We start from the raw sequence: 13877 nt of genomic DNA on the forward strand, positions 1-13877 counted from the left end.
GCTACGGCGCTTCCTGTAACTCCACTTCCAGCCCGTCCGGCCCGCTCCGGATGTCGCATTGAAGAGGATTAGGCCACCCCTATCCAGTACAAAAGTAGCCATGCACGAACAATATCAACCCCGTGAAATCGAAGCCGCCGCCCAGTCGTTCTGGGACGAGCAAAAGTCCTTTGAAGTCAGTGAACAGCCAGGCAAGGAGACTTACTACTGCCTGTCGATGTTCCCTTACCCCAGCGGCAAGCTACACATGGGGCACGTGCGCAACTACACCATCGGCGACGTGATCTCCCGCTACCAGCGCATGCTCGGCAAGAACGTCCTGCAACCGATGGGTTGGGACGCCTTCGGCATGCCGGCGGAAAACGCCGCGATGAAGAACAACGTGGCCCCGGCCAAGTGGACCTACGAAAACATCGCCTACATGAAATCCCAGCTGCGCAGCCTGGGCCTGGCGGTGGACTGGTCGCGCGAAGTCACCACCTGCAAACCGGATTACTACCGCTGGGAACAATGGCTGTTCACTCGCCTGTTCGAAAAAGGCGTGATCTACCGCAAGAACGGCACCGTGAACTGGGACCCGATCGACCAGACCGTTCTGGCCAACGAGCAGGTGATCGACGGTCGCGGCTGGCGTTCCGGCGCGCTGATCGAAAAGCGCGAAATCCCGATGTACTACTTCAAGATCACCGCCTACGCGGATGAGCTGCTGGAGAGTCTCGACGAACTGACTGGCTGGCCCGAGCAGGTCAAGACCATGCAGCGCAACTGGATCGGCAAGTCGCGCGGAATGGAAGTGCAGTTCCCGTACAACGTCGAATCGATCGGCGAAAGCGGCACGCTGAAAGTCTTCACCACCCGTCCGGACACCCTGATGGGCGCAACCTACGTTGCCGTGGCAGCCGAACACCACCTGGCTGCTCTCGCCGCGAAGAACAACCCTGAGCTGCAAGCGTTCATCGCCGAATGCAAGGGCGGCAGCGTCGCTGAAGCCGACGTCGCCACGCAAGAGAAGAAAGGCCTGCCGACCGGTCTGTTCGTCGAGCACCCGCTGACGGGCGAAAAACTGCCGGTGTGGGTCGCCAACTACGTGCTGATGCACTACGGCGATGGCGCGGTCATGGCTGTGCCGGCGCACGACGAGCGCGATTTCGAATTCGCCCACAAGTACAACCTGCCGGTCAGATCCGTGGTCCGCACCAGCTCCGGTGAAACCAACCCGGCGCCATGGCAGGACGCCTACGGTGAGCACGGCACGCTGATCAACTCCGGCGAATTCGACGGTCTGGACTTCGCCGGCGCGTTCGACGCCATGGAAGTCGCCCTGATCAAGAAAAACCTCGGCGCCTCGCGCACCCAGTTCCGCCTGCGCGACTGGGGCATCAGCCGTCAGCGCTATTGGGGCTGCCCGATCCCGATCATCCACTGCGATGCCTGCGGTGACGTGCCGGTACCGGAAGACCAGTTGCCGGTCGTACTGCCGGAAGACGTGGTGCCGGACGGCGCCGGTTCGCCGCTGGCGCGCATGCCCGAGTTCTACGAGTGCACCTGCCCGAAATGCGGCCAGCCTGCCAAGCGTGAAACCGACACCATGGACACCTTCGTCGAGTCGTCCTGGTACTACGCCCGTTACGCCTCGCCGCACTTCGAAGGCGGTCTGGTGGAAAAATCCGCGGCTGACCACTGGTTGCCGGTGGATCAGTACATCGGTGGTATCGAACACGCCATTCTTCACCTGCTCTACGCGCGCTTCTTCCACAAGCTGATGCGTGACGAAGGCTTGGTGAGCTCCAACGAGCCGTTCAAGAACCTGCTGACCCAGGGCATGGTAGTCGCCGAGACCTACTATCGCCGTGAAGCCAATGGCGCCTACACCTGGTTCAACCCGGCGGACGTGGAACTCGAGCGCGACAGCAAGGCCAAGGTCATCAGCGCCAAGCTGATTGCGGACGGCCTGCCGGTGGAAATCGGCGGCACCGAGAAGATGGCCAAGTCGAAGAACAACGGCGTCGACCCACAGTCGATGATCGATCAGTTCGGCGCCGATACCTGCCGTCTGTTCATGATGTTCGCCTCGCCACCTGACATGAGCGCTGAGTGGTCCGACTCCGGCGTGGAAGGTTCGCACCGTTTCCTCAAGCGCGTCTGGCGTCTGGCTCAGGCCCACGTTACTCAGGGCCTGCCGGGCAAACTGGATATCGCCAGCCTGAATGACGAGCAGAAAGTCATTCGTCGCGCGATCCACCAGGCGATCAAGCAGGCCAGCCATGACGTCGGCCAGAACCACAAATTCAACACCGCCATCGCTCAGGTGATGACGCTGATGAACGTGCTGGAAAAAGCCGCGCAAGCGACCGAGCAGGATCGCGCACTGGTTCAGGAAGGTCTGGAAACCGTGACGCTGCTGCTGGCTCCGATCACACCGCATATCAGCCACGAGTTGTGGAACCGCCTGGGCCACGCCGATCCGGTGATCGACGCCGCCTGGCCGGTGCTGGACGAAAGTGCGCTGGTGCAGGACAGCCTGACTCTGGTGATCCAGGTCAACGGCAAGCTGCGTGGCCAGATCGAAATGCCGGCCGCCGCCACCCGTGAAGAAGTCGAAGCGGCAGCCCGCGCCAACGAAAACGTGCTGCGTTTTGTCGACGGCCTGACTATTCGCAAAGTGATCGTAGTGCCCGGGAAACTGGTCAATATCGTCGCCAGCTAATTGGATCGGGCGTCAGGTGAGCCTGACGCCCAGTAAAACCTTTCGGGCCGCAGGGTCGGCCCACATGGTTTCAAGGGGAGCAACACAATGATCAAACGCAATCTGCTGGTGATGGGCCTCGCTGTCCTGTTGAGCGCCTGCGGTTTCCAGCTACGCGGCACTGGCACCAACGAACTGTCGATCAAGGAACTTGATCTGAGCGCCCGCAACGCCTACGGCGAAACCGTGACGCAACTGCGTCAGGTGCTGGAGGCCAGCGGTGTCAAGATCGTCTCCGGTGCGCCTTACAAGCTTTACCTGGCCGATGAGCAGGAATCCCAGCGCATCCTCAGCTACGCCGGCGCCGGTCGCACTGGCGAGTATCAGGTGAGCACCGTACTCAACTACGATATCCGTGGCGAAAAAGACCTGCTGCTCAAAAGCGACAAGCTTGAAGTGCAGAAAGTGTTCATCCACGACGGCAACAACCTCGTTGGCTCCGACCAGGAAGCCAATGACGCTCGTCGTGAAACTCGTCGCGAACTGGTTCAACGCATGATGCTGCGTCTGCAACAGCTGACTCCGGCTCAGCTGGATGCCCTGCAGCAGACCGCCAACGCCCGGGCCAAGGCAGAAGCCGACGCCCTGGAAGCGGCGCAGAAGGCTGAAGCGGAAACCCCGCGCCAGTCGCCGCTCGAACTGCCGCAGCAGTAAGACGTCCGGGGCGCTCAGGCGCCCCGTTCGCCCTTTCTTATGAAGCTCGCTCCCGCCCAACTCGGCAAACACCTGCAAGGCGCCCTCGCGCCGGTCTACATCATCAGCGGCGATGACCCGCTGCTGTGCCAGGAAGCTGCCGACGCCATTCGTTCCGCTGCCCGTCAGCAAGGTTTCGACGAACGCCAGGTGTTCGCCGCCGACGCCAATTTCGATTGGGGCACGTTGCTGCAGGCCGGTGCCAGCATGTCGTTGTTCGCCGAAAAACGCTTGCTGGAACTGCGCCTGCCTTCGGGCAAGCCCGGTGACAAAGGTGCGGCCGCACTGATTGAATACTGCTCACGCCCGGCTGAAGACACGGTGCTGTTGATCAGCCTGCCGAAGCTGGACGGCAGCGCACAGAAGACCAAGTGGGGCAAGGCTCTGGTCGAAGGTCAGCAGACCCAGTTCATCCAGATCTGGCCGGTGGATGCCAATCAGCTGCCGAGCTGGATTCGTCAGCGCCTGTCCCAGGCCGGCCTCTCGGCCAGTCAGGACGCGGTCGAACTGATTGGCGCGCGGGTCGAGGGCAACCTGCTGGCTGCCGCGCAGGAGATCGAGAAGCTCAAGCTGATGGCCGAAGGCGGTCAGATTACTGTCGAAACCGTACAGGCGGCCGTAGCCGACAGTGCGCGCTTCGACGTGTTCGGCCTGACCGACGCGGTGCTCAACGGTGAACCGGCCCACGCCCTGCGCATGCTCGAAGGGCTGCGCGGTGAAGGGGTCGAGCCGCCGGTGATCCTCTGGGCCCTGGCCCGTGAGTTGCGCCTGCTGGCCAACATCTCGTTGCAATACAGTCAGGGCACGCCGCTGGACAAGTGCTTCAGTCAGGCCAAGCCGCCAGTCTGGGACAAGCGCAAACCGCTGATGAGCAAGGCCCTGCAACGCTACTCGGCACAGCGCTGGGCACAGTTGCTGCTCGAGGCCCAGCGCATCGATGCGCAGATCAAGGGCCAGGCGGCGGGCTCGCCGTGGATGAGCCTCAGTCGGCTGGCGCTGTTGATGGCCGGTCAGCGACTGACGTTACCTGCCGAATGAAACTCGGGATCGCACACTGCGATCCCGTTTTCTTTGTACAGACCATTTCCTACAGAACATCTCGTCTTCAGTCCTATAGACAGACGCTCGGCATCGGCAGATCATTTGCCGCGCAAAACCCACTCAATAGCGAGAACCCTCATGAGCAAAAAGCCATCGAAACATGGCCATAACAAGGCCAAATCCATCGTCGCCCAACCCCTGTTCCGCAGTCGCCAGGAACGACCAACAAAGGGTAAAGGCAGCTATCGCCGCGAAGCCTTCCAGTCTGACAGCTGGGAGGCTTCTTACTTTCTGGCCGCTTGAAGCGCAGCACCCCTTCCTCATGTTAAGGTCTGCACCTGATTCGTATCCCCTGGACCTGTGCATGCCCCTCAGTCTTTCCCGTCGTTGGCCCTTTCGCCAACTGATCGCTGCCACAAGTTTCATTCTGCTTGTCGCCTGCGCGGAAAAACCTACCGCCGCCGACGCTCAACCGCTTCAGACCGCTCCCGTTGCCACGGCCCCCGCGATTATTCCGCCGGTAGTGCCGTCCGGTGACGACCTCGACCTTCAACCGACCCAGACTTTTGCCGAGTGGCAGGCCGGTTTCCGCAAGGACGCCCTGGCCGCTGGTATCCGCCCCGACGTTTTCGACCGCGCCTTCGCCAACGTCAGTTTCGACGCCAGCGTGATCCGCGCCGATCGCAGCCAGCCGGAGTTCGCCCGGCCGGTCTGGGAATACCTGGATGGCGCCCTGTCGCCGCTGCGGGTGCGCAAAGGCCAGGCTCTCATCAACCAGTACGCCGACATCCTGCAACGTATCGAGCAACGCTATGGCGTTGATCGCCAGGCGCTGGTATCGGTGTGGGGGATGGAGAGCAATTTCGGTCAGTTCCAGGGCACCAAGTCGGTGATCAACTCTCTGGCAACCCTGGCCTATGAAGGTCGCCGCCCGGGATTTGCTCACGCGCAACTGATCGCGGCGCTGCAGATTCTGCAACAGGGCGACATCACGCCGGAGAAAATGCTCGGCTCCTGGGCCGGTGCCATGGGCCAGACTCAGTTCATCCCGACCACCTACAACACCCACGCGGTGGATTTCGACGGCGACGGTCGCCGTGACATCTGGGGCAGCCCGGCTGACGCCTTGGCCTCGACCGCACACTACCTGCAAAGCTCCGGCTGGCAGCGTGGCCAGCCGTGGGGTTTCGAAGTGCAACTGCCGAGCGGTTTCAACTACACCCTGGCCGACGGCGCGATTCGCAAGAGCGTCGCAGAATGGCGGCAACTGGGTGTGATTCTGCCCAGCGGTGGCCAGGCGCCGGCCGGCTCCGAGCAACTGTCGGCTGCCCTGCTGCTGCCGGCCGGCTATCGTGGCCCGGCGTTCCTGATCCTCGATAACTTCCGGGCGATCCTCAAGTACAACAACTCGTCGTCCTATGCCCTGGCCGTCAGCCTGTTGTCCGAGCGCTTCAACGGTGCTGGTCTGATCAATGGCACCTGGCCAAAAGATGATCTGCCGCTGAGCCGTACCGAGCGGATTGAACTGCAGAACCTGCTGACTGCGCGCAACTACGACGCGGGTACCGCCGACGGCATCATCGGCGCCAACACGCGCAAAGCGATCCGCAATGCGCAACAGTCATTCGGCTGGCCGGCGGACGGTTACCCGACGCACAAGCTGCTGGAAAGCTTGCGTAGCCAGTAAAAAAAGACCGCCGCCTCTTCAGGCGGCGGTCTCGTTTTGGGGTTCGACTACCGAATCACCACATCCTGCTCCAGCATCAACTCCTTCTTCCCCGCATCCAGTCGAACCAGCGCCCCCAACGGCAAGGTCAGGTTCGGGTCGCAGTGCCCGCTGCGCCAGCCCGACAGCACTGGAATCCGCAACGGTTCAAAGGTCTGCTTGAGCAGGCGGTTCAAGGCCTCGACATCCACGCCGGCCACATCCCCGACCAACACGCCGCGCAATCTGGCCAACTTTCCCGCCAGGCGCATCTGGGTCAGCAAGCGGTCGATCCGATACAGCGGCTCGTTGACGTCCTCGATGAGCAGGATCACCCCTTCGACATCGATTTCGTAAGGCGTGCCCAGGGTCGCGGCGATCATCGCCAGATTGCCGCCCAGCAAACGCCCGTGGGCAATACCGGGCTCCACCGTAGTCAAGGGATAAGCCACCGGATGGCTCAATACACTGCCGGCCTTCAGCTGCCCGCGCAGCATGGCGAAGAATGACGTCACCGTCGGCGGTTCCTTGCCCCCCAACAAGTCGGCATTCAGCAGCGGCCCATGAAAAGTCACGAACCCTGCGTAACGGCTGATGGCCAGATGCAAAGCGGTGATGTCGCTGTAGCCGACGAACGGCTTGGCATGGCGCGCCAGCAGATCATAGTCAATTTTGTCCAGAAGGCGCGGCGTGCCGTAACCGCCACGCAGACAGATGATTGCGTCGACCTCGGGATCAGTGAACGCCGCGTGCAGATCGTTGAGCCGCACCTCGTCGCTGCCGGCCAGATAGCCATCCTTCTCGTAGACGCCAGGGAACACTCGCAAACCGTAACCCCGGGCGCGCATCCACTGAACGGCCTTGTCAGTATCCAGCGTTCCGGGGCCGGCTGGCGCAATGACGCCTATCAGCCCTTCCGACGGCAGCGCCGGCACAGGCTTGTGCGGAAAAAGGGTGTGAGTGGGACGAACGGTCATCCATGGATCTCCCTGCGTGAAGTCATGCACACAGTAGTCAGGAACGGCGACAAACAGAAGAGGCTCAGCCTCGCCGCAGGTTGCAGGAAAAGTCAGTAACGAGTGTAGGCCGGGCAAAAAAATGCCCGCCGGGCGATAAACCCCGGCGGGCATTTTCTCATTCAGCGTTGAATCAGGAACCGAGCAGTTCGGCCTTGACCAGTTTCGCCTGCTCGTCGGCATGGTACGACGAACGCACCAACGGGCCGGACGCGACGTTCTTGAAGCCCATCTTGTAACCTTCCTCGGCGAACCAGGCGAAGGTGTCCGGGTGCACGAAACGCTGCACCGGCAAGTGGCTGCGGGACGGTTGCAGGTACTGGCCCAGGGTCAGCATGTCGATGTCGTGTTCGCGCATGCGCTTCATGACTTCGATGACTTCGTCGTCGGTCTCGCCCAGACCCAGCATCAGGCCGGACTTGGTCGGAATGTGCGGCATCATCTGCTTGAAGCGTTGCAGCAGGGTCAGCGACCACTGGTAGTCCGAACCCGGACGCGCAGCCTTGTACAGGCGCGGTACGGTTTCCAGGTTGTGGTTGAACACATCCGGCGGCTCGGCGGCGGTGATTTCCAGGGCGATGTCCATGCGGCCGCGGTAGTCCGGGACCAGGGTCTCGAGCTGTACGTTCGGCGACAGTTTGCGGATTTCGCGGATGCAGTCGGCAAAGTGCTGGGCACCGCCGTCACGCAGGTCGTCGCGGTCAACCGAGGTGATCACCACGTACTTGAGTTTCAGGTCGGCGATAGCGATGGCCAGGCTTTCCGGCTCGTTGACGTCCAGTGGTTTCGGACGACCGTGTCCCACGTCACAGAACGGGCAGCGACGGGTGCAGATGTCACCCATGATCATGAAGGTCGCGGTGCCGCCGGAGAAGCACTCGCCCAGGTTCGGGCAGGACGCTTCTTCACAGACGCTGTGCAGCTTGTGCTTGCGCAACAGGCTCTTGATGCGGTCGACTTCCGGCGAAACCGGGATGCGTACACGGATCCAGTCGGGTTTCTTCGGCAGTTCGGTGGTCGGAATGATCTTCACCGGGATGCGTGCAACCTTCTCGGCGCCGCGCAGCTTGACGCCCGCTTCAACCTTGGGACGCGGGGTCGGGCGCTCGGTCACGTCGAGCGTCGGGATCATGGTTTGCACTGCATCAGTAGTCATATCAGTCGATTCCGCCCGTCAGGGTCGTCTGCTCAGCATAGTCGAGGTGTTTGACGAGCTGCGCGCGCAGCCGGGCACTTACCTCGGCAAATTCAATCGATCCTGCGTGATCGCTCAGCTGGGTCATCGCCAGCCCGGCGTAGCCGCAGGGATTAATCCGTCGAAACGGTTCCAGGTCCATGTCCACGTTCAGGGCAAGGCCATGAAAGGAACAACCGTGGCGAATCCGCAAACCCAGAGAAGCGATTTTCGCTCCCTCGACGTAGACGCCGGGAGCGTCTGGCTTGGCCACGGCGGTCACACCGTAGCTGGCCAGCAGTTCGATCAGGCACCGCTCCATGCGTGTGACCAGGTCGCGTACGCCAAAACCCAGTTTGCGTACATCCAGCAACAGGTACGCCACCAATTGGCCGGGGCCATGGTAGGTCACCTGCCCACCGCGGTCGACCTGCACCACCGGGATATCCCCCGGCAGCAACAGGTGTTCGGCCTTGCCGGCCTGGCCCTGGGTGAACACCGGCGGGTGTTCGACGAGCCAGATTTCGTCGGCGGCATCACTGCCGCGTTCGTTGGTAAAGCGTTGCATGGCATGCCAGACCGGCTCGTAAGCCATCTGGCCAAGTTCGCGAAAGCCCAGCGTGCCCGGCATCACAACACCATGTGTACGAAGCCGGTCGCCCGCAGTTCGCTGTTGATGTTGTACAGCTGATCCTGGTCGGTCGCGACGATGTGCAACTGGATGGTGGTGTACTTGCCGTTGCTGCTCTGACGCTCGTCGACACGCTCATCGTTGATCCTGGCGTGTTTCTTGACGATGTCGATGATCTTGTCTTTGTTGCCGACGCCCGTATCGCTGATCACCTTAACCGGATAATCAACCTGCGGAAATTCGATCTTTGGCGCCTTTACTTCGGTATCGGTCATGGCGTAACGGCCTCGTAAGCGTAAGCCCGGTAACGAACAAGGCCCCGCTCCGGAAGGGAACGGGGCCATGCAGGTCAACTCGAATCAGTTGAACAAGCCGTAGAAGAATAGACGGATGCTATCCCACATGCGGCGGAAGATACCACCCTCCTCGACAGCGTCCAGGGCGATCAGGTCGGCGCTGTGCACCACCTTGTCGTCCAGTTTCACTTCGACTTTACCGATCACGTCGCCCTTGGCGATTGGCGCGGTCAGTTGCGGGTTCATGGTCATGCTGGCAGCGAGCTTCTTCAGCTGGCCTTTCGGCAGGGTCATGGTCAGGTCTTCAGCCAGACCGGCCTTGACCTGGCTGGTGGTGCCTTTCCACACCGGGGCCTGAGCCAGTTCGGTGCCCTTCTGATAGAAGGTCTGGGTTTCGAAGAAACGGAAACCGTAGGTCAGCAGTTTCTGGGTCTCGGCAGCACGGGCCACTTCGCTGTTGGTGCCGAACACCACGGCGATCAGGCGCATGCCGTCACGTACGGCCGAGGACACCATGCAGTAGCCGGCTTCGTCGGTGTGACCGGTTTTCAGACCGTCGACGGTCTTGTCGCGCCACAGCAGCAGGTTGCGGTTAGGCTGCTTGATGCCGTTCCAGAAGAACTCTTTCTGCGAGTAGATCGCGTAGTGAGCCGGGTCTTCGTGGATGATCGCACGCGCCAGGATCGCCATGTCGTGAGCCGACGAGTAGTGCTCAGGGTTCGGCAGACCGGTCGGGTTCATGAAGTGGGTATTGGTCATGCCCAGATCGGCGACAGTCTTGTTCATCAGGTCGGCGAAGGCATCTTCGCTGCCTGCGATGTGTTCGGCCACTGCGACGCTGGCGTCGTTGCCGGACTGAATGATGATGCCGTGCAGCAGGTCGCTGACAGTCACCTGCGAGCCGACCTTGATGAACATCCGCGAACCGCCGGTGCGCCAGGCGTTTTCGCTGACGGTCACCGGATCGTTTTCACCGATCTGGCCACGACGGATTTCCAGCGTAGCGATGTACGCGGTCATCAGTTTGGTCAGGCTGGCCGGTGGCAGACGCTGGTCACCGTTGTTCTCCACCAGCACGTTGCCGCTGCTGGCGTCCATGAGCACGTAGGCTTTTGCGGCCAGTTGAGGTGGCGACGGCATCATCTCGGCCGCGAAGGCGGCTGGCGAGAGGAGCAGCGGGACTAGCAGACACAGGCGTTTGGCAAAGGTGGTGATGTTCATCCGTCTCTCGAAATCGCTAATGGAAACTTGCCCAAGGGCAAAAACTAATCAAATAACCTTCTAACGGGTTATCGCGTGTTCAGTTGCTCACTCCAGTCACCCTTTGCCGGGCTTTTGTTCTTCGACGAGCCAACAACCTGGCTCACCCCCCAATCGCTGGTGAACCGTCAATCAAGTGCTACGTATTACTTACTCGGTGACCACACTTGGCGAACCAAGGTTGGCCAGGCGCACGCTGTTTTGTACTTGGGCAATTTCACCCGGCGAACCGATCGGTCCCAGGCGTACCCGGTGCAAAGTCTGCTGATTGCGCACGATCGAGCTGATGAACACCGGAGCGCTCACCATCCCGCTGAGCTTCGACCTCAGGAGTTCTGCAGCGTCCGGGTTGGCGAACGCGCCCACCTGCAGATACTGGCCAGACGCTGGTGCAGAAGCGTTTTTTTTTGCGCCGATCTGTACAGGTACAGTGTCGGAGGCGTGTTGTTGCGGCGGCGGAGTCCACTGCTCGATGGTACCGGCCGAAGCCGTGATCACCGGCGCAGTATTCTGCGCGACTTGCGGCTCGTTAAGCATCAAAGGCGCCGGACGGCCTTTCGCGGCCCACCACTGTTGCGGGTCGATACCCTCGACCTTGACCCGCGCGGTGCCGATTTCGGCATAACCGAGCTTTTTGGCCGCCGCGTAGGACAGGTCGATGATCCGGTCCGAATAGAAAGGCCCACGGTCGTTGACCCGCAGGATTACGCTCTTGTTGTTGTCCAGGTTGGTCACCCGAACGTAACTTGGCAGCGGTAAGGTCTTGTGGGCGGCACTCATGCCGTACAGGTCATAGACTTCGCCGTTGGCGGTGTTCTGACCGTGAAACTTCGTGCCGTACCAGGACGCGGTACCCGAGGCCACGTAGGTCTTGGATTCCTGCAACGGGAAGTAAGTCTTGCCCAGCACGGTGTACGGGTTGGCCTTGTACGGGCCGGTGTGCAGGGTCGGCGTGGCGTCCGGGATACGCGACACATCGACGTCCCACCATGGCGCGCCGTCCTTGTGGGCCCGGTTGATGTCCAGACCCGGTTGGGCACGAACGGTGTTCGAGGCGTATTTCTGGGTCGGCGCCCGGCTGGTCGAGCAACTGGCGACCAGCACCGCCAACGCGGCGAATGCCACCAGCTTCAGGGGTTTGTTGATAGGCAATGCCTGCATTACTTGACGCCCCGTGCTTTTACCAGCTCTTCAGACAGTTGATGTACAGCCATGGCGTACATCACGCTGCGGTTATAACGCGTGATCGCGTAGAAATTCTTCAGGCCCATCCAGTATTCCGGGCCGTTGTCGCCTTCCAGGCGAAATGCAGTAACCGGCATATCATCGCGCAGCGCATCATGACTTGACCAGCCCAGCGCTCGCAACTCCCCGACGGTTTTCGTCGGATCGATCCCGGTGGTCAAACCTTCATCCACCTGCTCGCCGCGCACATCGGCACGACTGACCACCGGCTCGCCGGCCACCCAGCCGTGACGCTTGAAGTAGCTGGCGACACTGCCGATCGCATCATCCGGGTTGTTCCAGATATTGATGTGGCCGTCGCCGTCGAAATCCACCGCGTAGGCGCGAAAGCTGCTCGGCATGAACTGCGGCAAGCCCATCGCCCCGGCGTAGGAACCCTTGAGGCTCAGCGGGTCGACCTGCTCTTCACGCGCCAGGAGCAGGAACTCACGCAGTTCCTTGCGGAAAAATTCGGCACGGGGAGGATAGTCGAAACCCAGCGTGGACAAGGCATCGATCACCCGGTAATTACCGGTATTACGTCCGAAAAAGGTCTCAACGCCGATGATCGACACGATCACCTGGGCCGGAACGCCGTATTCCTGCTCGGCGCGGGCCAATACGGCCTCGTGCTGGCGCCAGAAATCCACACCACGGGCAATGCGCGCGTCGGTGATGAACATCGGCCGGTATTCTTTCCACTGTTTGACCCGTTCGGCGGGTTTGGAAATGGCGTCGAGAATCGCCTGCTTGCGCTGCGCCTCGCGGAACACCGCCATCAGTTGTTCGCCGGCGAAACCGTAGTCGCGGGTCATTTCACCGACGAATTCGGCCACCTGGGGCGAGCCTTCGTAATCGCCGGCCAGCGCTTCCTGCGCGCTGCCAAGGATGCCTACCAGGCCGAGCCACGGTGCGTATCGTGTCGCCCAGTCACGCATTACTTGCATTGAACTCTTCACCTTATTCAAACCTGTGCGATCCACTTGCGATGCGTATGGATCGACATTAAAACCCCAAACGCTGACAGCAGCGTCACCAGCGAAGTTCCGCCGTAGCTAATGAACGGCAACGGCACCCCCACCACCGGCAACAGGCCACTGACCATACCGATGTTGACGAAAACATAAACAAAAAACGTCATGGTCAAGGCGCCAGCAAGCAGTTTGCCGAACAGCGTCTGGGCCTGGGCAGTAATCACCAGGCCGCGACCGATCAGCAGCAGATAGATCAGCAGCAGCGCGCAGATGCCCACCAGGCCGAACTCTTCACCCAGCACCGCGATGATGAAGTCGGTGTGGCTTTCCGGCAGGAAGTCCAGGTGCGACTGGGTACCGAGCAGCCAGCCCTTGCCGAACACGCCGCCGGAACCGATGGCGGCTTTCGACTGAATAATGTTCCAGCCGGTGCCCAACGGATCGCTTTCCGGGTCGAGAAAGGTCAGGATCCGTTGCTTCTGATAGTCGTGCATGATGAAGAACCACATGGCGATCGCCACGGGTACGGCGGCGGCCAGCACGCTGAGGATCCAGCGCCAGCGCAATCCGCCCATGAACAGCACGAAGGCGCCGCCAGCCAGAATCAGCAGCGACGTGCCCAGATCCGGCTGCCGCACGATCAAAATGAACGGCACACCGATCAGCATCAGACTGATCCCCACGTGCTTGAGCTGCGGCGGCAACGTGCGCTTGGACAGATACCAGGCAATAGTCGCCGGCATCAGGATCTTCATGAATTCCGACGGCTGGAAGCGGATCACCCCGGGGATGTTGATCCAGCGGGTCGCGCCCATGGCGTTGTGGCCCATGATGTCCACCACCATCAGCAGCACCACCCCGACCACATAGCCGAGCGGCACCCAACGGGCCATGAACCTCGGCTCGAACTGGGCGATGACGATCATCGACACCAGGCCGATGCCGAACGACGTGGCCTGCTTGGCCAGCAGGTCCCAGCTCTTGCCGCTGGCCGAATACAACACGAACAGGCTGCCGGCGGCGAGGATCAGCAGCAGGACCAGCAAGGGTCCGTCGATATGCAGGCGTTGCAACAGCGTCGCGCGGCGACGCATCACATCCTCGCTGGAGAGCATGC

General features: G+C 61.2%; 13 protein-coding genes. 5 read left to right on the top strand and 8 right to left on the bottom strand.

From position 1 onward, the window contains the following. Positions 1 to 100 precede the first annotated feature (100 nt). The 5 genes from leuS (at position 101) to CAF87_RS21230 (ending at position 6167) form a co-directional block, all read left to right on the top strand. Entirely contained in the window at positions 101 to 2707 is a 2607-nt protein-coding gene (leuS, locus tag CAF87_RS21210; protein ID WP_085732943.1) for a leucine--tRNA ligase, read from the top strand. 87 nt (positions 2708 to 2794) lie between these two features. After that, a complete protein-coding gene (gene lptE, locus CAF87_RS21215) occupies positions 2795 to 3400 on the top strand; it encodes an LPS assembly lipoprotein LptE (protein ID WP_085732944.1) in 606 nt (201 codons plus the stop codon). 39 nt (positions 3401 to 3439) lie between these two features. Further along, a complete protein-coding gene (gene holA / locus CAF87_RS21220) occupies positions 3440 to 4477 on the top strand; it encodes a DNA polymerase III subunit delta (protein WP_085732945.1) in 1038 nt (345 codons plus the stop codon). Positions 4478 to 4618: 141 nt separating this feature from the next. Then, the gene (arfA, locus tag CAF87_RS21225; protein WP_007958672.1) at positions 4619 to 4783 is read left to right on the top strand and encodes an alternative ribosome rescue factor ArfA; all 165 of its coding nucleotides are present in this window, start codon (positions 4619 to 4621) and stop codon (positions 4781 to 4783) included. 61 nt (positions 4784 to 4844) lie between these two features. Next, on the top strand, positions 4845 to 6167 hold the full coding sequence (locus CAF87_RS21230; protein ID WP_085732946.1) for a lytic murein transglycosylase: 1323 nt from the start codon (positions 4845 to 4847) through the stop codon (positions 6165 to 6167). Between the two features lie 47 nt (positions 6168 to 6214). On the opposite strand, the gene CAF87_RS21235 is transcribed toward CAF87_RS21230, so the two are convergent. From CAF87_RS21235 to rodA, 8 genes are all read right to left on the bottom strand, one after another. Beyond that, on the bottom strand, positions 6215 to 7162 hold the full coding sequence (locus tag CAF87_RS21235; protein ID WP_085732947.1) for an LD-carboxypeptidase: 948 nt from the start codon (positions 7160 to 7162) through the stop codon (positions 6215 to 6217). Positions 7163 to 7334: 172 nt separating this feature from the next. After that, complete coding sequence (gene lipA, locus CAF87_RS21240; RefSeq protein WP_170929643.1) at positions 7335 to 8333, bottom strand: lipoyl synthase; 999 nt, start codon at positions 8331 to 8333, stop codon at positions 7335 to 7337. A gap of 25 nt (positions 8334 to 8358) precedes the next feature. Further along, a complete protein-coding gene (gene lipB / locus CAF87_RS21245; protein WP_085732949.1) occupies positions 8359 to 9006 on the bottom strand; it encodes a lipoyl(octanoyl) transferase LipB in 648 nt (215 codons plus the stop codon). Beyond that, positions 9006 to 9281, bottom strand: a complete 276-nt coding sequence (locus CAF87_RS21250) for a DUF493 domain-containing protein (protein WP_011336094.1) — start codon at positions 9279 to 9281, stop codon at positions 9006 to 9008. Before CAF87_RS21250 ends, lipB begins: the two co-directional genes overlap by 1 nt. An 84-nt stretch (positions 9282 to 9365) precedes the next feature. Continuing rightward, positions 9366 to 10523, bottom strand: a complete 1158-nt coding sequence (locus CAF87_RS21255; protein ID WP_065259591.1) for a D-alanyl-D-alanine carboxypeptidase family protein — start codon at positions 10521 to 10523, stop codon at positions 9366 to 9368. A gap of 189 nt (positions 10524 to 10712) precedes the next feature. Continuing rightward, positions 10713 to 11723, bottom strand: coding sequence for a septal ring lytic transglycosylase RlpA family protein (locus tag CAF87_RS21260; protein WP_085732950.1), 1011 nt, complete (start codon positions 11721 to 11723; stop codon positions 10713 to 10715). Then, on the bottom strand, positions 11723 to 12733 hold the full coding sequence (mltB, locus tag CAF87_RS21265; protein ID WP_085732951.1) for a lytic murein transglycosylase B: 1011 nt from the start codon (positions 12731 to 12733) through the stop codon (positions 11723 to 11725). The genes CAF87_RS21260 and mltB overlap by 1 nt, the downstream gene beginning before the upstream one ends. A 17-nt stretch (positions 12734 to 12750) precedes the next feature. Next, positions 12751 to 13854, bottom strand: a complete 1104-nt coding sequence (gene rodA / locus CAF87_RS21270) for a rod shape-determining protein RodA (protein ID WP_085712360.1) — start codon at positions 13852 to 13854, stop codon at positions 12751 to 12753. Between the last annotated feature and the right edge of the window lie 23 nt (positions 13855 to 13877).

Source organism: Pseudomonas sp. R38(2017), assembly GCF_002112395.1.
Lineage (GTDB): Bacteria > Pseudomonadota > Gammaproteobacteria > Pseudomonadales > Pseudomonadaceae > Aquipseudomonas.